Below are 22645 nucleotides of genomic sequence, written 5' to 3' on the forward strand. Positions count from 1 at the left end.
TGCGGGCACCTTTTGGGTCGCCACTCCGGCCCGATCGAAGGAGCCCTGCGGTCATGCGCACTTCCCGAGGCACCCGTGTGCCCAGATCCGCCCGGATCGCCGTACCACTGCTGGCGTCGGCGCTCGTCCTCAGCGCCTGCGGCGGAGGCGGCGGTTCCACCGGCGGCAGCAGCGCCGACGGCAAGGTGAGCGGCCACATCACCTTCCAGACGTGGAACCTGCGCGCCCAGTACAAGGACTACTTCAACGGCCTCATCGACCGGTTCGAGAAGCAGCACCCGGGCACGAAGGTGAAGTGGATCGACCAGCCGGCCGAGAACTACCCCGAGAAGCTCAGCGCGGACGCCGGCGGCGGCACCCTGCCCGACGTGGTGAACGTCTCGCCCGACCTGTCCTATCCGCTGGCCAAGGCCGGGCTGCTGATGAACCTGGACAAGGAGCCGGTCACCGCGAAGGCGAAGAGCACATACACGCCGGAAGCCTGGGCGGGCAACGAACTGCCGGGCCTGGACGGCGCGTACGCCTTCCCCTGGTACCTCAGCACCGGCCCGCTCTTCTACAACAAGGCGCTGTTCAAGAAGGCCGGGCTGAACCCGGAGAAGCCGCCGACGACGTACGACGAGCTGTTCGCTGACGCCGGGAAGATGGCGAAGTCCTCCGGCGGGAAGGTCGCCACGCTGGCCGGGGTGCCCGCGATCGAGGACTTCGGGCGGTACGGCGTGAAGCTGATGAACGCCGACGCCACGAAGTTCACGTACAACGAGCCGCGCGGCGTGGAGCTGCTCACCGAGTACAAGAAGCTGTTCAAGAGCGGCGGGCTGGACTCGCAGGCGCTGAGCGCCACTCCGGAGAGCGCGGGGCGGAAGTTCCTCCAGGGGCGCGTCGCCATGAACCCGGGCAGCGCGCCCGACCTCGTGGACTTCAAGGAGAACGCGCCCGAGCTCTACAAGAACCTCGGCATCACCGACGCGCCGGCCAACACCGGCAAGCCCAATATGTACGTGATGGGCCTCGGCGTGAACGACCGCAGTGAGCACAAGGCCGCCGCCATCGCCTTCGCCCGCTTCGTCACCAACCAGCGCAACCAGGAGTCCTTCGCGCACGAGGTCGCGGTCTTCCCCAGCACCAAGGGTTCCCTCGACAAGCCGTACTGGACCAAGGACGACGGCACCGACGAGGGCCGGGTGCGGGTGGCCGCGGCCAAGATGCTGGACGGCGCGGTCAACTACACGCCCGTGGTGATGACGGACGAGATGAAGACCGTCCTGCAGAACGAGGTCGCCAAGGCGCTGCAGGGCGACAAGTCGCCGAAGCAGGCGCTGGACGACGCGGTCGCGCAGAGCGACCGGCTGCTGCAGCAGGGCTGAGCCATGAGCGTACGGACCCATCGCACGGCCAGTCCCTGGCTGTTCCTGCTGCCGGGCCTGGCCGTGGTCGCGGCCTTCATCCTGTATCCCTTCCTCAGCACCGTTCAGCACGCCTTCACCGACGCGCGGACCCTCACCCCCGGCGTGTGGGTGGGGTTGCGCAACTTCCAGGAGATGCTGGCGGACGGCCAGTTCTGGACGGCGCTGCGCAACAGCCTGCTGTACGTCGTGGTCGTCGTGCCGTGCACGGTCCTGCTGCCGCTGCTGCTCGCGCTGCTCGTGGAGAAGCCGCTCAAGGGCGTCGTCTTCTTCCGCGCGGCCTTCTACACGCCGGTGGTCGCGTCCGTGGTCGTGGTCGCGCTGATCTGGGTGTGGATGCTGGACGACCGCGGGCTGCTCAACAGCATGCTGGAGATGCTGGGCGCGGGCCCGGTGTCCTTCCTCGGCGACGCCTGGCTGGTGCTGCTGTGCGCGATGGCCCTGACGGTCTGGAAGGGCCTCGGCTACTACATGATCATTTACCTGGCGGCGCTGGCACAGGTGCCCAAGGAGCTGCACGAGGCGGCCGCCGTGGACGGCGCAGGGCCGCTGCGCCGCTTCGTCACCGTCACCGTGCCCGCCGTGCGCTCCACGATGGTGCTGGTCGGCGCGCTCTCCTCGGTGGCCGCCTTCAAGGTGTTCTCCGAGGTGTATCTGCTGGCCGGGCCGACCGGCGGCCCGGCCGGGGAGGACAGCACGCTCGTGATGCTCGTCCAGCGCTCCGGCACCGGGCTCTCGGGCCGGGTCGGCTACGCCTCCGCGCTCTCCCTCGTCATCTTCTGCATCGCGCTGGTGCTGATGCTGCTCGTACTGCGCGCCGACCGTAAGGAGAACGCCGCATGACCCGCCTCGGCCGCACGGAGCGGGTCGTGCGTTACCTCCTGATGCTCGCCGTGCTGGCGATCACCGTCGGGCCCTTCCTGTGGCAGCTGTCCACCTCGCTCAAGGGCCCGGCCGAGAACATCTATCCCTCGCCGCCGTCGTTCGTCCCGCACGACCCGACCCTCGCCAACTACGCCGAGGTGGCCCGGATCATCCCGGTCTGGGACTACGCGCTGAACTCCCTGAAGGTCGCCGCCGCCAACGTCCTGACCAACTGCGTCGGCGCCTCGCTCGCCGGATACGCGCTGGCCCGGCTGCGCTTCCGCGGCCGTACGGCGGCCGGACTGCTCTTCGTCGCCGCGCTGCTGGTCCCCCTGGAGTCCATCGTCATCGCGCAGTTCACCACCATGCGCGACCTGGGCCTGAACAACACGCTGGTCGCCGTCGTCCTGCCGGGCAGCGTCGGCGCGCTCAACGTGCTGCTGATGCGCAACGCCTTCCGCGCGATCCCGTACGAGATCGAGGAGGCGGCCGTCGTGGACGGCGCCAACGTCTGGCAGCGTTTTCTGCGCATCGCGCTGCCGTCGGTCAAGGGCACTCTCGCGGTCGTCGCGATCTTCGCGTTCATGGGCGCCTGGGACGACTTCCTCTGGCCGCTGATCGTGCTCTCCGACCCGGACCACTTCACGCTCACCGTCGGCCTGAACTTCCTGCACGGCACCTTCGCCGACAAGCCACGCGTGGTCGCCGCCGGCACGATCATCGCGGTCGCGCCGCTGATCGTGATGTTCGCCTGCCTGCAGCGGTACTTCTTCCGCGGCGTCGGCGAGGGCGCGGTCAAGGGCTGACCCGCCGTAAGCGACGCTCCCCCTTCTCCGTCGAACAGGACCCGTATGCCCCCGCTCCGCTTCGGTGTGAACTACACGCCCACCTGCGGCTGGTTCCACCACTGGCTCGACTTCGACCTGGACGAGGTCCGGGCCGACCTCGATTCCATCGCGGCCCTCGGCCTGGACCACGTCCGGGTCTTCCCCCTGTGGCCGCTCTTCCAGCCCAACCGCACCCTGATCCGCCCGCGCGCGGTGGACCAGCTGGTCTCCCTGGCCGACGCGGCCGCCGAACGCGGCCTGGACGTCGCCGTCGACGGCCTCCAGGGCCACCTGTCCAGCTTCGACTTCGTGCCCGCCTGGACCACCACCTGGCACCGGCGGAACCTCTTCAGCGACCCCGATGTACTGGACGGCCAGGCGGCGTACCTGGAGACGCTGGCCGCGGCGCTCGCCGACCGGCCGAACTTCCTCGGCATGACCCTGGGCAACGAGACCAACCAGTTCTCCGGCGACCCGCACCCCGACCCCGACCGCATCACTCCCGCGCAGGCCACCGCCTGGCTGGAGCGAATGCTGGCGGCCTGCGAGCGCGGCGCACCCGGCCGGCTGCACCTGCATGCCTCGTACGACGCGGCCTGGTACCTCGACGGGCATCCGTTCACGCCGGGTCACTCCGCCACGCTCGGCGCGCTGACCGCCGTGCACGCGTGGGTGTTCAACGGGACGGCACAGCGGTACGGGCGCGAGTCCACGGCCACGGCCCAGCACGCCGCGTACCTCATCGAGCTGTCCAAGGCGTGGGCGGCGGACACGGGCCGGCCGGTGTGGCTCCAGGAGGTGGGCGCGCCGGCGCCGCACATTCCCGCCGAGCACGCGCCCGGCTTCGTACGGGACACCGTGCGCGCCGCGCTGGACTGCACGGACCTGTGGGGCATCACGTGGTGGTGTTCGCACGACGTGGACCGGGCGCTGGCGGACTTCCCCGAGCTGGAGTACAGCCTCGGGCTGCTGACGAACGACCGGCGGGCCAAGCCGGAGGGGCTCGCCCTCGCCGACGCCGTACGGGAGCAGCGGTCCGCGCCGCATGTACCGGAGCCGCGCACCCTCGCGCTGGCCGTGGAGAGCGGCACCCCGTGCGCGCCCGGCGGCCCGGTCTTCGAGGCCTGGATGCGGTTGGCCGAGCGCGGCCTGCGGCCCGCTTGCGTACGGCGCGAACTCGCGGGCGATGACGCCCACTTGAAGGCGCGCGGCATCACGGAAGTGCTCGCCCCCGACCAGGTCTGACAGCCCCGTTCCTGAAGGAGTCCCACCGCCATGCACGACCACCGCACCACCACCGAAGCCCGCCTGAAGCGGGTGCTGGAAGAGCGCCTGTGGCCCGCCGTGTACCCGGAGTCGGTGCCGCTGACCGTCGGCGTGTGGCACGCGCCCGGGGAGCCAGTGCCGGTCGCCGAGGGCATCGCCGCGCCGCGTACGCCCATCGAGCCCGGCGCCCCATGGGGCCCGCCGTGGGGCACCAGCTGGTTCACCGTGCGCGGCACCGTCCCCGAGGCGTGGGCGGGCCGTACCGTCGAGGCGCTGCTGGACCTGGGCTTCGACGAGAACATGCCGGGCTTCCAGTGCGAGGGCCTGGTGTACCGCCCGGACGGCTCGCCGGTGAAGGGTCTCAACCCGCGCAACCAGTGGGTACGCATCGCCGCCCCGGCCCGCGGCGGCGAGGAGGTGCACCTGCACGTCGAGGCGTCCGCCAACCCCGTGATCCTGGACTACCACCCCTTCCTCCCCACCGAGCTCGGCGACCGGGAGACGGCCGGCGATGTGCCGCAGTACAAGCTGGCCCGGATGGACCTGGCCGTCTTCGACGGGACCGTGTGGGAGCTGGCGCACGACCTGGAGGTGCTCGGCCAGCTGATGGCCGAGCTGGGCGAGGACACGGCGCGCCGCTGGGAGATCCTGCGGGCGGTGGAACGCGCACTGGACGCGGTGGATCTGCAGGACATCGGCGGGACGGCGGCCCGCGCCCGTGAGCTGCTGACCGACGTGCTGGCCGCGCCCGCGCACGCCTCCGCGCACCGCATCAGCGCCGTCGGCCACGCACACATCGACTCGGCGTGGCTGTGGCCGCTGCGCGAGACGGTGCGGAAGGTCGCCCGCACAGCGTCCAACATGACCGCGCTGCTGGAGGACGACCCGGACTTCGTGTACGCGATGTCGCAGGCGCAGCAGTACGCGTGGCTGAAGGAGCACCGGCCCGAGGTGTACGCGCGGGTGAAGAAGGCGGTGGCGGACGGCCGGTTCGTGCCGGTGGGCGGCATGTGGGTGGAGTCGGACACCAACATGCCGGGACCCGAGGCGCTGGCACGGCAGTTCGTGCACGGCAAGCGGTTCTTCCTGGAGGAGTTCGGGGTCGAGACGGAGGAGGTGTGGCTGCCGGACACCTTCGGGTACTCCGCTGCGCTCCCCCAGCTGGTCCGGCAGGCGGGCGCCAAGTGGTTCCTGACGCAGAAGATCTCCTGGAGCCGGGACAACAAGTTCCCGCACCACACCTTCTGGTGGGAGGGTCTGGACGGCACGCGGGTGTTCACGCACTTCCCGCCGATGGACACCTACAACGCGCAGCTGTCGGGCCAGGAAGTCGCGCACGCGGCACGCAACTTCCGCGAGAAGGGCGCGGCGACCCGGTCGCTGGCGCCGACCGGCTGGGGCGACGGGGGCGGCGGCACGACCCGCGACATGCTCGCGCGGGCGCGGCGGCTGGCCAATCTGGAGGGCTCGGCCAAGGTCGTCTTCGAGAAGCCCGCGGAGTTCTTCGAGAAGGCGCACGCGGAGTACCCGGACGCGCCGGTGTGGGCCGGTGAGCTGTATCTGGAGCTGCACCGCGCGACGCTGACCAGCCAGGTCCGTACGAAGCAGGGCAACCGGCGCAGCGAACACCTGCTGTACGAGGCGGAGTTGTGGTCGGCGACGGCGGCGGTGCGGACCGGACATCTTTACCCGTACGCGGAGTTGGACCGGCTGTGGAAGGAGGTGCTGCTGCACCAGTTCCACGACATCCTGCCGGGCACGTCGATCGCCTGGGTGCACCGGGAGGCGGCGGAACGGTACGCGCGCATCGCGGTGGAGCTGGAAACGCTCATCGAGGCGGCCCAGCGGGTGCTGGCGGGCGATCCGGCGGCGGGCTCCACGCTGGTGTTCAACGCGGCGCCGCACGGGCGGGAGGGCGTGCCGGCGCGCGGTGCGCTGCCCGAGCGGGCGGCGGCGAACGGCACGGGCTGCGTGCCGCGCGCGGGCGGCGGCTACGTCCTGGACAACGGGCTGCTGCGGGCCGAGATCGACGGCCGCGGGCTGCTGGTCTCCCTGTACGACCTGCGGGCCGGGCGGGAGACGCTGGCGCCCGGCAAGGCGGCCAACCTGCTCCAGCTGCACCAGGACTTCCCGACGATGTGGGACGCCTGGGACGTGGACGAGTTCTACCGCAGCACGGTGACGGACCTGGTGGAGGCCGATGCGGTGGAGGCCGTGGACGGCGGCACGGCCGGTGCCGTCCGGGTCCGGCGGACGTTCGGCTCCTCGGCCGTCGAGCAGGTGCTGACGCTGCCGCCGGGCGCGGCGCGGCTGGAGATCGCGACCGAGGTGGACTGGCACGAGACGGAGAAGTTCCTCAAGGCCGCCTTCCCGCTGGACGTGCACGCGGACCGGGTCGCGGCGGAGACCCAGTTCGGGCACCTGTACCGGCCCACCCACACCAACACCAGTTGGGACGCGGCCAAGTTCGAGGCGTGCGCGCACCGCTTCGTGCACGTCGAGGAGCCCGGCTGGGGCGTGGCGCTCGTGACGGACTCCACGTACGGGTACGACGCCTCGCGCGCGGCACGGGAGACGGGCCGCGGCACGACCACGACCGTACGGCTCTCCCTGCTGCGCGCGCCGCGCTTCCCCGACCCGCGCACCGACCAGGGCACCCACCGCTTCCGCTGTGCGCTCGTGCCGGGCGCCGGGATCGGCGACGCGGTGCGCGAGGGCTGGGCGCTGAACCTGCCGGAGCGGCGCGTGCCGGGCGACGCGGCGGTCGAGCCGCTGGTGTCGGTGGCCGGCGAGGCCGTCACCGTCACGGCCGTGAAGCTCGCGGACGACGGCAGCGGGGACGTGGTGGTACGCCTCCACGAGGCCCGCGGCGGGCGCGTCCGTACGGCACTGACCTGCGGCTTCCCGGTGGCCTCCGCGGTCCGGTGCGACCTGCTGGAGCGGCCCGCCGGAACCGGCGAGGAGCGGTGCGAGGGCGGCGTACTGCCCCTGGAGCTCCATCCGTTCGAGATCGTCACGCTGCGGCTGGGCCGCGGCGCCATCGAGGAGGCGTGACCGTGAGCAGTGGACCGCTGGATCGCAGAACCTTCGTACGGATGCTGGGCGCGGCCGGGGTGGCCGTGGGGCTGACCGGGCCGCTGGGTCCTTTCAGTGCGCCGCCCGCCGCCGCTGCCGCCCCCGCGCGCGGCGCCCACCAGCCCTTCATGCACGGCTACGACGCGGCCGCGCTGAAGTCCTGGAGCCCGAAGACCGACCGGTTCGCGCGCCACTTCCGCTCGCGCGTGCCGCTCGCCCGCCGCATTCCCGCGTTCGCCGCCACCCAGGCTGACCCGAACCTGGCGACCGGCCCGCGGCTGATGAACCTCAGCTACGACTACGACAACTCCTTCTTCACCGCATACAAGTACGGCGACGTCTTCGCGCGCAGGCTGCTGCGCTTCTGGCAGTACACCGACCTGTACGGCTCCTGGCACGGGATGCCGGTCGACGGCTCGCCCGAGGACGAGCCGGTGCACGGCGTGGTGAACCTGCCGAACCCGGCCTGGACCGACGCCGCGCACCGCAACGGCGCGCGCAGCCTGGGCTGTTGGTTCTGGCCGCGCACCGGCACCTTCGCCGACCTCCTGGAGCGCCGCGCCGACGGCTCGTACCCGGTGGCCGACGGACTCCTGGCGATGGCCGACTACTTCGGCTTCGACGGCTACTTCATCAACCAGGAAGCGAGCATCTCCGCGGCCGACGCGCACGAGCTGATGCGGATGCTGACGTACCTGCGGGCCAAGGCGCCCGAGGGCTTCCACCTCCAGTGGTACGACACGATCACCACCGGCGGGAAGCTGGACTACCAGAACGAGCTCAACGACAAGAACGCCGACTGGATCCAGCATGGCGACACCCCCGTCAACCACAGCCTCTTCGCCAATTACTGGCTCACCGAGGAGGGCGTGGAGACCTCGCGCCGCACGGCCCTGGAGCGGGGCCTCGACCCGTACGAGGCGGTCTTCCACGGCACCGAGACCGAGAAGTACGGCTTCAATCCGCCGTTCGACGCCCGGATGGTCTGTCCCGACGGGGAGCCGGCCCGGACCAGCTGGGCGCTGTTCGGCTCGCACTTCCCCTGGGACCGCTACCCCGAGCGCGAGGACCCGGACGCGCAGGGCGAGGTCTTCGTGCGCGAGCGGCACTACTGGTCGGGCCCGAACGAGGACCCGACCCGGACCGGGCGCACGGAGTACGTGCCCTGGCCGGACGAGGACGACGGCAAGCCGCGCGACGAGCACAACTTCCGCAAGTGGGACGGCGTGGCCCGGTACCTCACCGAGCGGTCGGTGATCGGCAGCTTTCCTTTCGTCACCCGCTTCAACACCGGGCACGGGCGTGCCTTCTTCCTGGCGGGCCGTCAGGTGTCCGACCGGGAGTGGAACAACATCGGCATCCAGGACGTGCTGCCCACCTGGCAGTTCTGGACGCGGGGCGCGGGCGGCGCCGAACCCTTGCACGCGGAGTACGACTACGCCACGGCCTACGACGGCGGCAGCTCGCTGCGCTTCTCCGGCCGCCTCACCCCGGAAGGGCCCACCACCGCCCGGCTGTTCAAGACCCGGCTGCGGGTCACGGGCGGGGAGCGGGCCCGGCTGGTGTACGCGACGGACGAGCGGGCGGGCCGGGTCGAGCTGGGCCTGATCACCGAGGAGGACCCCGGGGCCACGGTCTGGCTGCCCGCAGCCCGGCCGCGCGCGGGCGGCTGGACCACCGCGGAGCTGCCGCTGGCCGCGCTCGCGGGGCGTACCGTCGCCGCGGTGGCTGTCCGGTTCTCCACCACGGGCGGCCCCGCCGACCACACCTTCCGTCTCGGCGAACTCGCCTTCCTCGCCGGCCGCCCCGCGCCCCGCCCGGCCGCACCCGCCGGCTTCACGGTCGACGCCGTGCACCCCGCCGGGGACACCGCCGAGGTCTTCCTCTCCTGGCGGCTGGCACGGCAGGGCGTCTGGTACTACGACCTCACCCGGGAGCTCCCGGGCGGCCGTACCGAGTCGCTGGGGCGGATCTTCGACGACGTGTACTACGTCAAGGCCCTGACGCGGTCCGGGTCCGAGCGCGGGACGGAGCTGCGCCTGACGGCGGTGGCGCCGGACGGCACTCGGGGCGGCAGCGCCGTGGCCACGGTGCGCTGGCCCTGATCGTCAGCCGGTGGCCGCGGCCCCGGGCGTGAACACGTACGGGGTCGTGGTCGTCAGCGGCGCGAAGCCGAGCCGCTGGAGGATGGGGCGGCTCTGGTCGGAGGCGTCGACCTGGAGGTACGGGTAGCCACGTGCGGCGGCGATGCGGGCGCGGTGGGCGATCAGGGCGCGGTAGATGCCGCGGCCGCGCCAGGCCGGGTCGGTGCCGCCGCCCCAGAGGGTGGCGAAGGGCGCGTCCGGCGGCAGTTCCATGCGGGCCGCGCTCACCGGCTCCTCCCCTGCCATCACGACCACCGCCACCACCGTCTCCGGGGCCGCGGCGAGCCGGTCGAGGAGCTGGCTGCCGAAGCGGGCGCGGCCGGGGCCGAAGGCACGTTCGTGCACCGTGAGCATGAGGTCGACGCCGGCGGCGCCGGTGACCGGCTCCAGGCGGACACCGGCCGGGAGGTCCACCGCGGTGGGGAGGTCACGGGCCTCGGCGACCATCAGGGTCTCCTCGTCCTCGGGGACGAAACCGGCCGCCAGCAGTCGGTCCGCGAGGCCGGCCGGGCGGTCGTGGGCGTGCAGCTTCCACTCGAAGGCCCGGCCGAGCCCGGTGAAGTACCGGATCTGCGCGGCGATCGCGGCGTCCGCGGTGGCGGGCGTGAGGTCCGCCCAGAGGACGCCGTGCCAGCCGTCCGCCGCGTCGGCGGCCTGCCGGACCACGCCGTCCGCCCGCTCGATCCGGGAGCCGGGGCCGTCGGGCCGCGCCCCCTGCCGCATGTGCCGGTCGTACGCCGCGAGCACCGCTTCGTGATCCATGTGCTCACCTCAGCAGGGGCCGCGCGGCGGGACAACGGGTTTTCCGCGCCCGGAAGGCCCACAGGAGCGGTGCCGCACCGCCTGCGCGCTGCGCGCCCCTCGCGAACGGACCTGAGGTCTCCCGGTCCCGGCGTCCAGCCGGGCGTGCCCGTCCGGGACCGGGTTCGTTCGGTCTGCAACGTATCCGGTGGACACCGGGGCGCGGCGGGACGACGCTGGACGGACGGCATTCGCCGACGCATGTCTCGGAAGGGGAGCCACCATGTCGCAGGCAGCACCCCACGCAGCGGGCCCCAAGCCGTCCCGGGCGCACGGCCCGGACAACGTCTGGGCGTCCAGCGGCACGCTCTTCGCCGGAGTCCTGATGCTGGTCTCCGGGGTCCTCGGCGTCCTGGAGGGAATCGCCGGCATCGCCAACGACCAGGCGTACGTCCTGACGGGCAACCTGGCGGGCGACACCTATGTCTACAAGTTCGACACCACCGCGTGGGGCTGGATCCACCTCGTACTGGGCCTCGCCGTCGCCGTGATCGGGTACGGGCTGCTCAAGGGGACCCGCTGGGCCCGCACCCTCGGCGTCGTGGTGGCGGCGCTGTACGTGATCGCGCACTTCATGTGGCTGCCGTACCAGCCCATCTGGGCCCTGGTCGGCATCGCGCTCGGCGTCTTCGTCATCTGGTCGCTGTGCACGGACCGCACGCGTTACATCCCCTGACCGGCGCCCGATCCCGAGGCCGCTCCGCTCCGCCGAGCGGGGCGGCCTCCCGTGCTCAGCCCCGCGGCGCCGGCCTCGTGCGTACCGTGACCGCGATGCTGGTCAAGGCCAGCAGGACCACCACAGCGGCGAACACCGTGGCGGCGGTCCGCAGTGTCGTCGCCGTGACCAGCAGGCCGACGCCGATCGCCGGTACGGCCAGGCCCAGGTAGGCGGCGACGAAGTAACTGGAGATCAGTTCGCTCGCGCGGCCCGCCGGGGCCTCGGCCGCCACCAGCGCGAGCCCCGACCGGAACGCCACGCCGCCGCCCGCGCCCGCCACAGCGGCGCCGACCAGGAACAGCGGCAGCGAGGCGGCCGGCAGCGCGACCACGATGGCGGCCAGCCCGAGCGGTACGACGACCATGCCCCACACCGCCCCGGTGCGCGGCGCGATGCGCGCCGCGGCCAACTGGGCGAGGCCCGCGCTGCCGAACGCGCAGAAGACGACGATGCCCGCGAGGACCGGGCTGGTGTGGTGCAGACCCTCGGCCAGGAACTTGCCCGCCAGCGCCGACAGCAGCCCGAGGACCGCGAACGAGCCGAACACGGCGACGGCCGCCGCGGTGAACACCGGGCGGGCCGGCGCCGGTATCGACAGCCGCTGCGGCCGGACGCGGGCCTTCGCCCCGCCCTTGCGCACGGTCTCGGGGAGCGCGAGGACCAGCAGGCCGGGCAGGAGCAGGGCGGCGAGCACCGCGTACGGGGTGATCAGCGGGGCCGGGGCGTGCGCCACGAGCAGGCCGGAGAGCAGCGGGCCGACGCCCAGCCCCGCCATGTTGGTGACCGCGGCGATGAGCGCGGCGCGGGGCGGGCGGGAGTGCAGCTCACCGAGATAGGCGGTGGCCGCGCCCGTGGTCAGGCCGACCGAGACACCGGAGAGGATGCGGCCCGCGAGCAGGCCGGGGAGGGTGGGGAAGGCGGCGAAGACCACGCAGCTGAGCAGCCCGACGCCGACGGCCGGTGCGAGGACGGCGCGCCGGCCGATCTGGTCGGACAGGCCGCCGGCCAGCAGCAGCGGGCCGAGGATGCCGAGCGCGTACGCCGCGAACACCAGGGCCACCATCAGGGGGGACAGGCCCAGGCGCGCGGCGTACATGGGGTAGAGCGGGGTGGGCAGGGTGCCGCCGAGCATCACTGTGAAGAGCAGGGCCGTGACCGTGCACACGGCGAGGCCGCGGTGGCGTGGTGGGGCGGGGGCCGGGCGTGCGGCGGGGGCGTCCGGCCGCGCCCCTGTCACGGTCCCGGAGGAGGGGCCGGATGCGGTGCTGCTGTCCATCGTCATGAGCTGTCTTTCCGGCCGGGCGCACCCGGCCTTGAGTCGTTCTGCGATTGCTCGCCCGTCCCCCCCCCCGTGTTCCGTACGTCAGGCGGCCACCGCGGCCGCCGCCTCCGTCAGGTAGGCGCGTACGCCCCGGCCCGCGCTCTTGCGGCCCAGGAAGCCGCCGTCGACCAGCCGCTCCAGCAGGGGCGCGGGCGCGAACTCCGGCCGTCTGCCGTACTGCTCGTACAGCCGCCGGGCCACGGTGAGCGCGACGTCCGCGCCGACCGTGTCCAGCAGCCGGGTGGGCCCGATGGGCTGGCGGCCGACCGACTTCACCGCCGCGTCGAGCAGGGCCGGCCCGACCGCGCCGTCCTCCAGCAGCCCCAACGCGTCGTTGAGGTACGGGAAGAGGAGCGCGTTGACGAGGAAGCCGGTGCGGTCGGCGCAGTCGACGGGGGTCTTGCCGAGCCCCGTCACGATGCGCCGGGCGGTGGCGAGCGCGGGCTCGCCGGTGCCCGCGGCGCGGACCAGTTCCACCAGCGGCATCGCCGGCGCCGGATTGAAGAAGTGCAGCCCGACGACGTCGGCGGGGCGGCCGCTCGCCGTGGCGCACTCCCCCACCGGCAGGCTGGAGGTGGTCGTGGCGAGCAGGGTGCCGGTCGCGCAGACCGCGCCCAGCTCGGCGAAGAGCGCGCGCTTGACGGCCGGGTCCTCGACGACGGCCTCGATCACGAGCCCCGCGCGGCCGAGCACGCTCCGGTCAGTGGTCGCCGTCCAGCGGGCCACCGCCTCGACCGGGTCGGGCCCGCTCGCGGCGGTGCGCTCCAGTCCGAACCGCACGGCCTCGTCCGCCGCTGCCGCCTTCTCCTCCGTACGGGCCAGCAGCACGGTCCGGTAGCCGCCGCGCAGGAAGACCTCGCCGATACCGGTGGCCATCGTGCCGGAGCCGATGACGACGACCGGATCGATGCCGGGGACGGGGGCGGGGGTGGTGGCGGTGGCAGGTGCGGGCGTGGCGGCGGCGTTCCCGCACACATACCCCCGCCCCGCCTTGGCCCCGAGCGCGCCCTGATCGACCAATTTCCGCAGGCCGCGCGGTGGTTGGAAGCGCGGGCCCAGGCGTTCGTGCAGGCCGTCGAGTACGTCCAGTGCCGTGTCCAGGCCGATCGCGTCGAGCGTCCGCAGCGGGCCGTCGGGCCAGCCGCAGCCCAGCCGTACGGCGGTGTCCAGCTCGGCCGCGCTCGCGTGGCCCTCCTCGTGCATCCACGCGGCCTGGTTGAGCAGCGCGAAGAGCAGCACGGGAGCGACCGACCCCGGCAGGTCCGGTACCTGATGCACCTTCAGCCCGAGGCGGTGCAGCAGCGCGAGGACGATGGCCGTGTGCCGCTCGGGGGTGCCGGGTGCCCGGGCCAGCTCGACCGCGGTGAGCCGGTCGGCCCGTACGAAGCGGAGGGCCTGCAGACCGGGGCCGCCGCTCGCCGCGGTCAGTTCGGCGGCGGTCAGGGTCAGGGCCGTGGTGAGCACCGGGACGCCGGGACGGCGGTGGGCGGCGACGGCCGCCAGCACCGCACGCTTGGCCGCGGCGCGTTCCGGTACCGCCTCGATGACCGCGTCGGCCGCGGCGACGGCGTCGAGTGCGCAGGTCACCTCGATGCCGGTGCCGGCCAGCTCCTTCCGGGCGCGGTCCGCGTGCGCCGCGTCCGCCGTCACGCCGATCGTCCGCAGGCCCGCGGCGGCGCAGCGCCGGGCCAGGGCCGCGCCCGCCGTGCCGAGGCCGACCACGGCGACGGTCCGCACGCCGGCCTGTTCCGCTTCCTCATCCATCGTTGCTGTTCCCCCATTTCTCCCGTTCGGCGGTGCGCCGCGGGTCATGCTGCGGTCAGTACGAGCGCCGCGTTGTGGCCGCCGAAGCCGAGCGAGGTGCTGACGGCCACGTCGATCGGTGTCCTGCGGGCGGCGCCGGTCACCACGTCGACCTCGATCTCCGGGTCCAGCGCGGTGACGTTGGCGGTGGGTGGTACGACGCCGTCGCGCAGTGCGAGTGCCGTGTAGGCGGCCTCGACCGCTCCCGCGGCGGCGAGCGTGTGCCCGGTGACGCCCTTGGTGGAGGTCACGGCGGGGCGGGTGCCGAGCACGCGGTGCAGCGCGCGGGCCTCGGTCAGGTCGTTCATGGGCGTGGAGGTGCCGTGCGCGTTGACGTGGTCGACCTCGTCGGGCGCCACGCCCGCGTCCCGCAGTGCCGTACGCAGCGCGCGGGTCACGCCCCTGCCTTCCGGGTCGGGCGCCGTGGCATGGTGGGCGTCCGAGGAGGCGCCGTAGCCGGTGAGGCGGGCGTAGCCGCGTGCGCCGCGGGCCCGCAGGTCATCGGCGCGTTCCAGGACGAGGACCGCGGCGCCCTCGGCGGCGACGAAGCCGTCGCGGTCGGCGGCGAACGGGCGGGACGCGGCGGCGGGTTCGTCACGCCGGGTCGAGAGGGCGCCCATGCGGGAGAGGCCGGTGAGCGTCGCCGGTGTGATCGCCGACTCCGTGCCGCCCGCGAGGACGATGTCGCACAGGTCCGCGGCGAGCCAGGCGCGGGCGGTGCCGAGGGCCGCGGCGCCGGAGGCGCAGGCGGTCGCGGTGACCAGGCTGGGCCCGTGGACGCGCTGGTCGATGGCCACGTAGCCGGCGACCATGTTGACCATCGCCATGGGGATCATCAGCGCGGAGACCTCGTCGGGCGCCCCGTCGTAGTACGTGCGGTGCTGGGCCTCGAACGTGGCGGTCCCGCCGAGGGAGTTCCCCAGGACGACGCCCACGCGGGTGCCGTCCCAGGTCGCGGCATCGTGTCCGGCGTCCGCGACGGCCTGCCGGGCGGCGACCATGGCGAGCTGTACGAAGCGGTCCAGGCGCCAGGCGGTGCGCCGGCCGAGCAGCGCGTTCGCGTCGAAGTCCGGTACGCGGCAGGAAAAGTCGACGGGGAGACCGGCGAGTTCGGGGTCGCGGGCCGCGGCGGATCTGCCCGCGCGGACGCGGTCCCAGTTGGCCTCGACGCCGATGCCCGCCGGGGTGACGAGGCCGATGCCGCTGATCGCGACCTCCCGGCCTGCGCTCATGCCTGGCCGCCCTTCTCGGCGACGACCGCGACGGCGTCGTCGATACGGAAGGAGGACTGCAGGTCGCCTTCGGCCAGGACGACGCCCAGCTCCTTACGGACGAGCAGGCCCAGTTCGACGAGGATGAGCGAGTCGATGTCCAGCTCGTCGAAGGTCGCGCCGGCGAGGATCTCCTCCTCGGGCAGCCCGAACTTGGTGCTCAGGAGCGTGACGAGGCGGGTCTTGATGTCGGCAGGGGCGATGGTGGGCACGGTGGTTCCTTGTCGTGTAGAGGTGAATGAGGGGTACACGGCGCGGGGCGCGTCAGGGCGCCCGCGGCGCCGCGACCGGTTCGACGTACGGGGACGGCCAGCGCAGGGCCGCCGAGCCCCAGGTGAGGCCGCCGCCGAAGCCGGTGAGCAGTACCTTGTCGCCGGGGCGCAGGGTGCCGTCGGCGGCGGCGTCGGCGAGGGCCAGGGGGATGGAGCCCGCGACGGTGTTGCCGACGCGGTCGAGGTTGATGACGAGGCGGTCCTCGGGGAGGCCGAGCTGTTCGCCGACGGCCCGCAGGATGCGGACGTTGGCCTGGTGGGCCACGACCCGGTCCAGGTCCGTGCCGCGCCAGCCGATCCGGGCGAGCAGCGTCTCGGCGGACTTGCTCATGCTGAGCACGGCCTCGTTGAAGACGGCGCGGCCCTGCATGGTGAAGTACCGGTCCCGTTCGGGCGGGGGCGTGGCCGTCGAGCGCTGCCGGGAGCCGCCGGCCGGTACGGTGATCAGCTCCTCGCCCGCGCCGTCGCTGCCCAGGTCGAAGCCGAGCAGTGCGCCCGGCTCGGCGGGGTCGCCCGCGCGCAGCACGACCGCTCCGGCGCCGTCGCCGAAGATGGCGCGGGTGGTGCGGTCGGCGGGGTCGAGGATGGTGGAGAAGGTGTCGGCGCCGATGACGAGCGCGCGGCGCGCGGCGCCCGCGGTGATCATGGAGGCGGCGGTGGCCAGCGCGTAGACGAAGCCCGTGCAGACCGCGCCGATGTCGAAGGCCGCGACGCCGGTCAGGCCGAGCCGCTGGGCCACGGCGGGTGCGGTGGCCGGGCAGGGGTGGTCGGGGGTGCTGGTGGCGAGGACGACCAGGTCCACCGTGTCCGCTGCGGTCCCGTCCTGACCGCCCTCGGTGCCGTGGCCCCTGCGGGCGGATTCCAGGGCCCGGCGCCCGGCCGCCACGGCCAGGTCGGAGGTGGCCTCGCCGGGCGCGATGACGAAGCGCTGCCGGATGCCGGTACGGGTGCGTATCCACTCGTCGGTGGTGTCCAGCTCCGCGGCCAGCGCGCTGTTCGGTACGGCGGTGGCAGGCAGGGCTCCGCCCAGGCCACAGAGGACCGCGGCGCGGTGCGTGGCGGCCGTCATGCCGGCTCCTGTCCGGCGCCCGGGACGGGGAGGACAGCCAGGGCGACCGGCCGCCGGCTCTCCGGGCGGCGGGGGCGCCCCTCCGGTCCCGCGGTGGTGAGGTGGAGCCGCCCCTCGGCGACGGCCGTACCGTTCTGCTCGAACGCCGCCCGGAAGGAGCGGAGTTGTGGCAGGCCGGCACCGAGCCCGTCCTGCGGCTCGGCGGTGCCGTACGCGCTCAGCCGTACGGTGACCGGGAGGTGCGGCTCGGCGAACCGGTGACAGCGCAGGTCGAGTCCGGCGACCGTCGTCAGCGCCGGCAGCGCGCCGTACGTTTCGGCGGCGGTGCACAGCGCGAGCTGCCGGGCCGCCTCCAGCAGGACCATGGCCGGTACGTGGTCGTATCCGGCGTCGAACAGCGCGGGGTTGTCGGCGGGCAGCCGCAGCAGCGCCTTGGCCCTGCCGCCTTCCACCGCGACCCGGCTGAGGACCACGTTCTCCGGCCGGGTGCGGCCGACAAGGTGCGGGGCGACGGGCGTGCAGGGCAGCACCGGCGCTCCGGCGCGGGCCACCGCCTTGCGGGCGCGGGCCGGGCGCAGGCCGTCGTAGAGCTCGCGGGAGACGTGCCGGACGCGCAGGGCGGCCGTGCCGAGACGGCCCGCCGGAAGGGTCATGTCGAAGGCGTAGGTCATCCGCCGTGCGGTGCCGGTGCCGGGGCGGCCTTCGGCGGTCACGGCCAGGGCCAGGTCCGCCGGTCCGGGTGTCCGGCCGGCGGTGCGGATTCCGGGCAGCGCGAGCTCGCAGGATTCGATCAGGAACCGCCCGTCGGGCTCGATTCCCGAGAATTCCCTACCGCCGTACGGTCCGGCCTGTCGGCAGCATTCCATGAGCAGCAGCGGATCGATTCCGGCGCCCCGCTCCGGGCCCGGTACGCGATCGGTGTAGTAAGGGTGCTCGCCCGGAATGCGGGCCGTCGCGAGATATTCCGTCGTGGTCAATTTCCGTACGGCCGTCAGAAACAATTCGGGGAGCGCCCAGCGGTCGACTGCGGGCAGGGCCCGCTCATCGTCCGCTGGTCGCGCCGGGGCCGTGAACTGCATGTTTCCCCCGTCTCGATCAATTCAATTCCATGTTGCGGAATTGGTCTTTCGCCTTCTGAATCATGTCACCGCATTCGGCGACCCGTCAAGCCGCTTTTCCGCAATCCCGCAAGCCGCCGGTCCGGAATTTGGGCAATGTTTTTAACGATATTTACCCGGCGGCTGTAACCGTCGCCCGGATATCCTGGACAAGCCGCCCGACAACGGCCGCCACGCGCCCCTCGAAGTAGAAATGACCGCCCGGGAAAAGGTGCTGTCCGACAAAATCGTCGGCGCCGTCCGCCCAGTCGAGCAGGTTCTCCACGGGCACCACCCGGTCGTCCTCGCCGCCGAAGAGCGACAGCGGGACCCGCACGTCGGCCGAGACCGTCCGCGGCTCCCAGGTCTCCACCACCGAGAAGTCGGCGCGCACCCGGTCCTCGAACAGCGCCCAGAGGTCGTCCTCGTCGAGCACCGCCGGCGGGATGCCGCCCATCGCCCGCAGCGCCGCCCGGAGCCGGTCCGACGGCATCCGGTGCAGCGGCTCGCCGCCCAGGCCCTCGCCGGGCAGGTCCTCGTACGGCGCGCCGCAGGCCGAGACCCCGAGCCAGCACGGCTCCGGCAGCCCGCGCGCGGCGAGCCGCGCGGCCGCCTCGTACGCCACGAGCGCGCCCATGCTGTGCCCGAAGAGCGCGAACGGACGGTCCATCAGGTCCAGCGTCCGGCCGATGAAGTACTCCGCGAGGTCACGGGCGCCGCGCAGGGCGGGACGGTGGCTCGTCCGCCCGCGGCCCGGCGCCTCGAAGAGGCACACCTCCCAGTCGTCGGGAACGTGCCGGGCCCACTCGGTGAAGGTGAGGTGCGAGCCCGCCGCGTGGTGCAGCAGGAAGACCCGCAGCGCCGGCTCGTCCACCGGGCGCGGCCTGATCACCGCCTCGCTCACGTCGGTCGTGCCGTTCACGCCGCCGCCCTTTCCCGCCGGACGGCGCGCAGCATACGGGTGAGCACGCTGCCGTCGCCGGCCTCCCGGAATGCCGCCCTCCCCTCGGCCAGCAGTCCTTCCAGGGTCTGCCGCCACAGCACGGGGTGAGCGATCTGTTCGAGCAGTACGTGGGCGATCGCGGGCCCGTCGTCGCCGTACGGCGCGGCGTGCCGGTTCGAGAGGACCGGCAGGGTGGGCGCGGCGAGCGTCGCGGCCCTCAGTACCGGCGCGAACTCCTCCGCCGCCGGGGCCATGTGGGAGGTGTGGAAGGGCCCGCTGACGTCCAGCCTGCGGACCATCCGGGCGCCTGCCGCGCGCGCCGCGTCGGCGGCCGGCTCCAGGTCCTCCGCCGGCCCCGCGATCACGGTCTGGTCCGCGGTGTTGAAGTTGGCCGCCTCGACGCGCCCGAGCCCGGCGCGGCGCAGGACGAGGCGGAGGACCGCGTCGTCCAGGCCGACCACCGCCGCCATGCCGCCGCCGGTGACCGCGGACATCGCGCGCGCCCTGGCCGCGACCAGCCGCAGCCCCTCGGCGAAGCCGAACACCCCGGCCGCCTCAAGGGCGTTGTACTCGCCGAGGCTGTGCCCGATGGCGACGTCGGGGACGCCGTGCTCCTCGCGCAGGACGCGGTAGCCGAGCGCGTTGACGGTGTAGACGGCGGGCTGGGTGTATTCCGTACGGCCGAGCAGCCCGTCGGGGTCCTCGGCGCACAGACGGCGGACGGAGTAGCCGAGCACGGCGTCGGCCGCGTCGGTCAGCTCGGGGAAGCGGTCGAACCAGTCGGCGCCCATGCCGGGGCGCTGCGCCCCCTGGCCGGGAAACATCAGGACATAGGTCATGGGGTGGTGATCCTCGGGAGGGTGTCGGGTTCCGGTCGGGGTCCGGAATGGAAGCGGCTGTCGGTGAAGAGCAGCGGCGGGGCCGGCGAGAGCACCTCGAACTCCTCGGCGCGGCCGAGCAGGACGGTGTGGTCGCCGGCCGGGAACGTGCCGGCCAGCGCGCAGTCGAAGGCGGCGACGCCCTCGGTGAGCACGGGTGAACCGGCGTGAGCGGCGGGCCGGTACGGCCGCCCGGCGAAGCCCGCGGCGCCGGCCGGGCGGCCCGGGTCGGCGAACCACCGGGCGTCGGCCTCCTGGTGCGCGGCCAGTACGGTGACGGCGAACCGCCTGCCGTGCAGGGCGTGGCTGAGGAGCCGGGAGCCGTTGCCGAGCGCCACGAGAATCATCAGCGGGTCCACCGAGGCCGTGGCGAAGGCGTTGACGGTCGTGCCGTGCGGCACTCCCCCGGCCAGCGCCGTGACCACGGTGACCCCGGTGGGGAACCGGCCGGCGGCCCGCCGGAAGCGCCGCCGCTCGGCCTCGCTCACGGTCCGGGACGCGGCCGGTGCCGTCACGGTGTCGCTCCCGCCGCTCCTCATGCGCACCGCTTCCGCAGCGCGTCGAGGTGGCCGAGCCCGTCCAGTACGGTCTTGACCGGCAGCCCGAAGTCGATGAGGCAGGCCACCTCGTCCACGCCGAGCCCGGCCAGCCGCTCGACGACGCGGGCGGCCTTGGGCACCGTGCCGAGCAGCCCGCCGTCGTCGTAGTAACGGTCGAAGGCGCGGGCGACGAGGAAGTCCACGTCCTTCTCCTTGAGTTTCGCCGGGTCCACCCGCCGCGCGCCCACCGTTCCCGAGCCCAGCAGCAGCCCCAGTGAGCTGCGCAGGTACGCCTTCAGCGGCTCCCTGACCAGGTCCCGGACTTCGGCCTCGTCGGCACCGAGGAAGGTGTGCACCATCAGGACGACATGGCCGTCGCCGCCGCCCGGGCCCGCGCTCGCCGCGTACGCCCTGCGGTACTCGCGGATCTTCCCGGCCAGTTCGTCCAGGTCCTGCCCGAGCAGGTGGGTGAGCACGCCGGCGCGCCGGTCGCCCGCGGCGCGGAACGTCTCCACGCCGCCCGCGCTGGTGACCCAGACGGGCAGCTCCCGCTGGACGGGCGGCGGGTAGGCCCGCACGCGCTGCTCGGCGCCCGCTCCGTCGGTCACCGTCAGCTCCTCGCCGCGCCACAGCCGGCGGACGTCCTCGACGGTGTCGGTCATGACTTTCCTGCGGTCGGCGTACGACTCGGGGCGGAGCGCGAAGTCCACCGCGTGCCAGCCGGAGGCGAAGGCGAGCCCCACCCGGCCGCCGGAGAGGTTGTCGACGACGGACCACTCCTCGGCGATCCGCAGCGGGTGGTGCAGCGGCGCCACGACGCTGCCGGCGCGGATGGCGACCCGGCTCGTCACGGCGGCGACGGCGGCTCCGGTGACGGCGGGGTTGGGGTAGAGCCCGCCGAAGGGGTGGAAGTGGCGCTCGGGGGTCCATACGGCGGTGAAGTCGTGTGCGTCGGCGAACCGCGCGCCCTGGAGCACCAGGTCGTAACGGCCGCGCGCGGCCGGGTCACGGCCGTCGTCCCCGAAGTAGAACAGGCTGAAGTCCATCTGCTTCTCTCTGGCTCGGTCGAGTGATCCGGCCGGTCAGGCCGTGGTGGCCGCCGGCTCCGCGGCCGGCTGCCCGGTGGCGAACGGCCGGTTGCGCTCCGCCCAGTGCGCGACCGCCGGCGTCGCGAGGCCACCGGCGAGCAGCACGGCCGCGAAGACCAGCCAGCCGGCGCTGCCCCAGCCGATGAGCAGGGCCGTGGTGAGGGCCGGCGTGACGGCGGCCCCCGCGCGCTGGGTGAGCCCGAAGAGGCCCTGGTACTGGCCGTGCGCCTGCGCGGGCGCGAGGTCGTAGGACAGCGCCCAGGAGCCGGCGGAGTGCAGCATCTCGCCGATGACCTGGACGACGGCGCCCACCAGCAGGCAGCCGACGGCGACCCATGCGGGTTGGCCCGCCGAGAGGGCGAAGATGCCACAGGCGAGCGCGAGCACGAGACCGGAGCGGCGCATCGCGCGGGCCCCGCCGCGTACGTCCTCCGCGCCCCGGCTCAGCCGCACCTGGAACAGCACGCACATCGCGGTGTTGAGGAACATGATCGCCGCGTAGACGGAGACCGGCGCGTCCGTGCGGTCCGCGATCCAGATGGGCAGCGCGGCGGTGAGCAGCGCGTCCGTGCCCAGCACGAGGACGGCGTTGAGCGCCGAGACGGCCAGGTACGGCACATCGCGCAGGACGTGCCGCGCCCGCTCGCCCTGGGACGTGGCGGCCGGCGCTGACACGGGCAGCGCCAGGCAACTCAGGCCGCCCAGCACGAACAGCGCGCCGGCGCCGAGCAGCATGGCGGTGTAGACCGTACGGGAGTCGGCGGTCAGCGCGACGCCGCCGAGCAAGGTGCCGCCCGACAGGCCGACGTTGATGACGGACTGCAGGTACGCCCTGGCCCGTACCCGCTCGCCCGGCGGCAGCGCGTCCGCGATCAGGGCGCCACGGGCGGCGGTACTGGCCGAGTCGGCCATCGCGGCCAGGCTCACCACGACCAGGAACCCGGCGAACCCGGCGGCCGGCGCGTACCCGCAGACCAGCACTCCCTGCAGCACGCCGAACGCGATGGAGGCGGTGCGCGAGCCGAGCCGGTCGGACAGCTGGCCCGCCGGAATGCTGACGGCCATCCCGAGGACCGCGGAGACGGTCAGGCCGAGCCCCACCTGCGCGGCGGGCACGTGGACGGCCCGGATGAAGTACAGGACGCTGACGGACAGCAGGAAGCCGTTGCCCACGGTCCGGGCGAGGTTGCTGACGGTCAGGACGCGGACGACACCGGGCGGCGGCACCAGGGCGCGGAGCAACTGCATCGGTTTCCCTGCCAT

Annotated in this window: 19 protein-coding genes; 7 read left to right on the forward strand and 12 right to left on the reverse strand. The window is 73.5% G+C overall.

Features of this window, described 5'->3' with window-relative positions; translation table 11 throughout:
• Positions 1-53 precede the first annotated feature (53 nt).
• Genes ACZ4MH_RS01905 through ACZ4MH_RS01930 form a run of 6 tightly spaced genes read left to right on the forward strand, consistent with a single transcriptional unit; the run spans position 54 to position 9543 of the window.
• Positions 54-1367 carry an ABC transporter substrate-binding protein gene (locus tag ACZ4MH_RS01905; RefSeq protein ID WP_351587282.1) on the forward strand — a complete coding sequence of 438 codons (1314 nt, stop codon included), beginning with the start codon at positions 54-56 and terminating at the stop codon, positions 1365-1367.
• A 3-nt stretch (positions 1368-1370) separates the two neighbouring features.
• Positions 1371-2249, forward strand: coding sequence for a carbohydrate ABC transporter permease (locus ACZ4MH_RS01910; protein ID WP_351587285.1), 879 nt, complete (start codon positions 1371-1373; stop codon positions 2247-2249).
• Positions 2246-3076, forward strand: a complete 831-nt coding sequence (locus ACZ4MH_RS01915) for a carbohydrate ABC transporter permease (protein WP_351587287.1) — start codon at positions 2246-2248, stop codon at positions 3074-3076. Before ACZ4MH_RS01910 ends, ACZ4MH_RS01915 begins: the two co-directional genes overlap by 4 nt.
• Positions 3077-3121: 45 nt before the next feature.
• On the forward strand, positions 3122-4342 hold the full coding sequence (locus ACZ4MH_RS01920) for a glycoside hydrolase 5 family protein (RefSeq protein ID WP_351587289.1): 1221 nt from the start codon (positions 3122-3124) through the stop codon (positions 4340-4342).
• A 30-nt stretch (positions 4343-4372) separates the two neighbouring features.
• The gene (locus ACZ4MH_RS01925; protein ID WP_467753770.1) at positions 4373-7417 is read left to right on the forward strand and encodes an alpha-mannosidase; all 3045 of its coding nucleotides are present in this window, start codon (positions 4373-4375) and stop codon (positions 7415-7417) included.
• 2 nt (positions 7418-7419) lie between these two features.
• The gene (locus ACZ4MH_RS01930; RefSeq protein WP_351599460.1) at positions 7420-9543 is read left to right on the forward strand and encodes an endo-beta-N-acetylglucosaminidase; all 2124 of its coding nucleotides are present in this window, start codon (positions 7420-7422) and stop codon (positions 9541-9543) included.
• A gap of 3 nt (positions 9544-9546) precedes the next feature.
• Here the strand turns inward: ACZ4MH_RS01930 and ACZ4MH_RS01935 are convergent, their stop codons facing one another.
• Positions 9547-10344: a GNAT family N-acetyltransferase gene (locus tag ACZ4MH_RS01935; RefSeq protein ID WP_351599459.1), complete on the reverse strand. Its 798-nt coding sequence runs from the start codon at positions 10342-10344 to the stop codon at positions 9547-9549.
• 262 nt (positions 10345-10606) lie between these two features.
• Here ACZ4MH_RS01935 and ACZ4MH_RS01940 point away from each other — a divergent pair, with 262 nt between their 5' ends.
• A complete protein-coding gene (locus ACZ4MH_RS01940; RefSeq protein WP_351599458.1) occupies positions 10607-11059 on the forward strand; it encodes a DUF7144 family membrane protein in 453 nt (150 codons plus the stop codon).
• Between the two features lie 55 nt (positions 11060-11114).
• Here ACZ4MH_RS01940 and ACZ4MH_RS01945 read toward each other — a convergent pair whose 3' ends face one another.
• The 11 genes from ACZ4MH_RS01945 to ACZ4MH_RS01995 form a co-directional block, all read right to left on the reverse strand.
• Positions 11115-12383, reverse strand: a complete 1269-nt coding sequence (locus ACZ4MH_RS01945) for an MFS transporter (protein WP_351599457.1) — start codon at positions 12381-12383, stop codon at positions 11115-11117.
• Between the two features lie 81 nt (positions 12384-12464).
• A complete protein-coding gene (locus ACZ4MH_RS01950; protein ID WP_351599456.1) occupies positions 12465-14186 on the reverse strand; it encodes a 3-hydroxyacyl-CoA dehydrogenase family protein in 1722 nt (573 codons plus the stop codon).
• Between the two features lie 44 nt (positions 14187-14230).
• Positions 14231-15457, reverse strand: a complete 1227-nt coding sequence (locus ACZ4MH_RS01955; protein WP_351599455.1) for a beta-ketoacyl-[acyl-carrier-protein] synthase family protein — start codon at positions 15455-15457, stop codon at positions 14231-14233.
• Positions 15454-15708 carry an acyl carrier protein gene (locus tag ACZ4MH_RS01960; RefSeq protein WP_351599454.1) on the reverse strand — a complete coding sequence of 85 codons (255 nt, stop codon included), beginning with the start codon at positions 15706-15708 and terminating at the stop codon, positions 15454-15456. Before ACZ4MH_RS01960 ends, ACZ4MH_RS01955 begins: the two co-directional genes overlap by 4 nt.
• Before the next feature lie 52 nt (positions 15709-15760).
• Positions 15761-16837, reverse strand: coding sequence for a beta-ketoacyl-ACP synthase III (locus ACZ4MH_RS01965; protein WP_351599453.1), 1077 nt, complete (start codon positions 16835-16837; stop codon positions 15761-15763).
• Positions 16834-17916 (reverse strand): AfsA-related hotdog domain-containing protein, encoded by a 1083-nt coding sequence (locus tag ACZ4MH_RS01970; RefSeq protein WP_351599452.1) that lies wholly within the window; start codon positions 17914-17916, stop codon positions 16834-16836. The genes ACZ4MH_RS01965 and ACZ4MH_RS01970 overlap by 4 nt, the downstream gene beginning before the upstream one ends.
• Positions 17917-18067: 151 nt before the next feature.
• A complete protein-coding gene (locus ACZ4MH_RS01975; RefSeq protein WP_351599451.1) occupies positions 18068-18856 on the reverse strand; it encodes a thioesterase II family protein in 789 nt (262 codons plus the stop codon).
• Complete coding sequence (gene fabD, locus ACZ4MH_RS01980) at positions 18853-19716, reverse strand: ACP S-malonyltransferase (protein ID WP_351599450.1); 864 nt, start codon at positions 19714-19716, stop codon at positions 18853-18855. The genes ACZ4MH_RS01975 and fabD overlap by 4 nt, the downstream gene beginning before the upstream one ends.
• Positions 19713-20270: a flavin reductase family protein gene (locus tag ACZ4MH_RS01985; protein ID WP_351599449.1), complete on the reverse strand. Its 558-nt coding sequence runs from the start codon at positions 20268-20270 to the stop codon at positions 19713-19715. Before ACZ4MH_RS01985 ends, fabD begins: the two co-directional genes overlap by 4 nt.
• 20 nt (positions 20271-20290) lie before the next feature.
• Entirely contained in the window at positions 20291-21340 is a 1050-nt protein-coding gene (locus ACZ4MH_RS01990) for a MupA/Atu3671 family FMN-dependent luciferase-like monooxygenase (protein WP_351599448.1), read from the reverse strand.
• A 36-nt stretch (positions 21341-21376) separates the two neighbouring features.
• Positions 21377-22630, reverse strand: a complete 1254-nt coding sequence (locus ACZ4MH_RS01995; RefSeq protein WP_351599447.1) for an MFS transporter — start codon at positions 22628-22630, stop codon at positions 21377-21379.
• Positions 22631-22645: the final 15 nt, after the last annotated feature.

It is taken from the genome of Streptomyces sp. NPDC026301 (assembly GCF_055567935.1).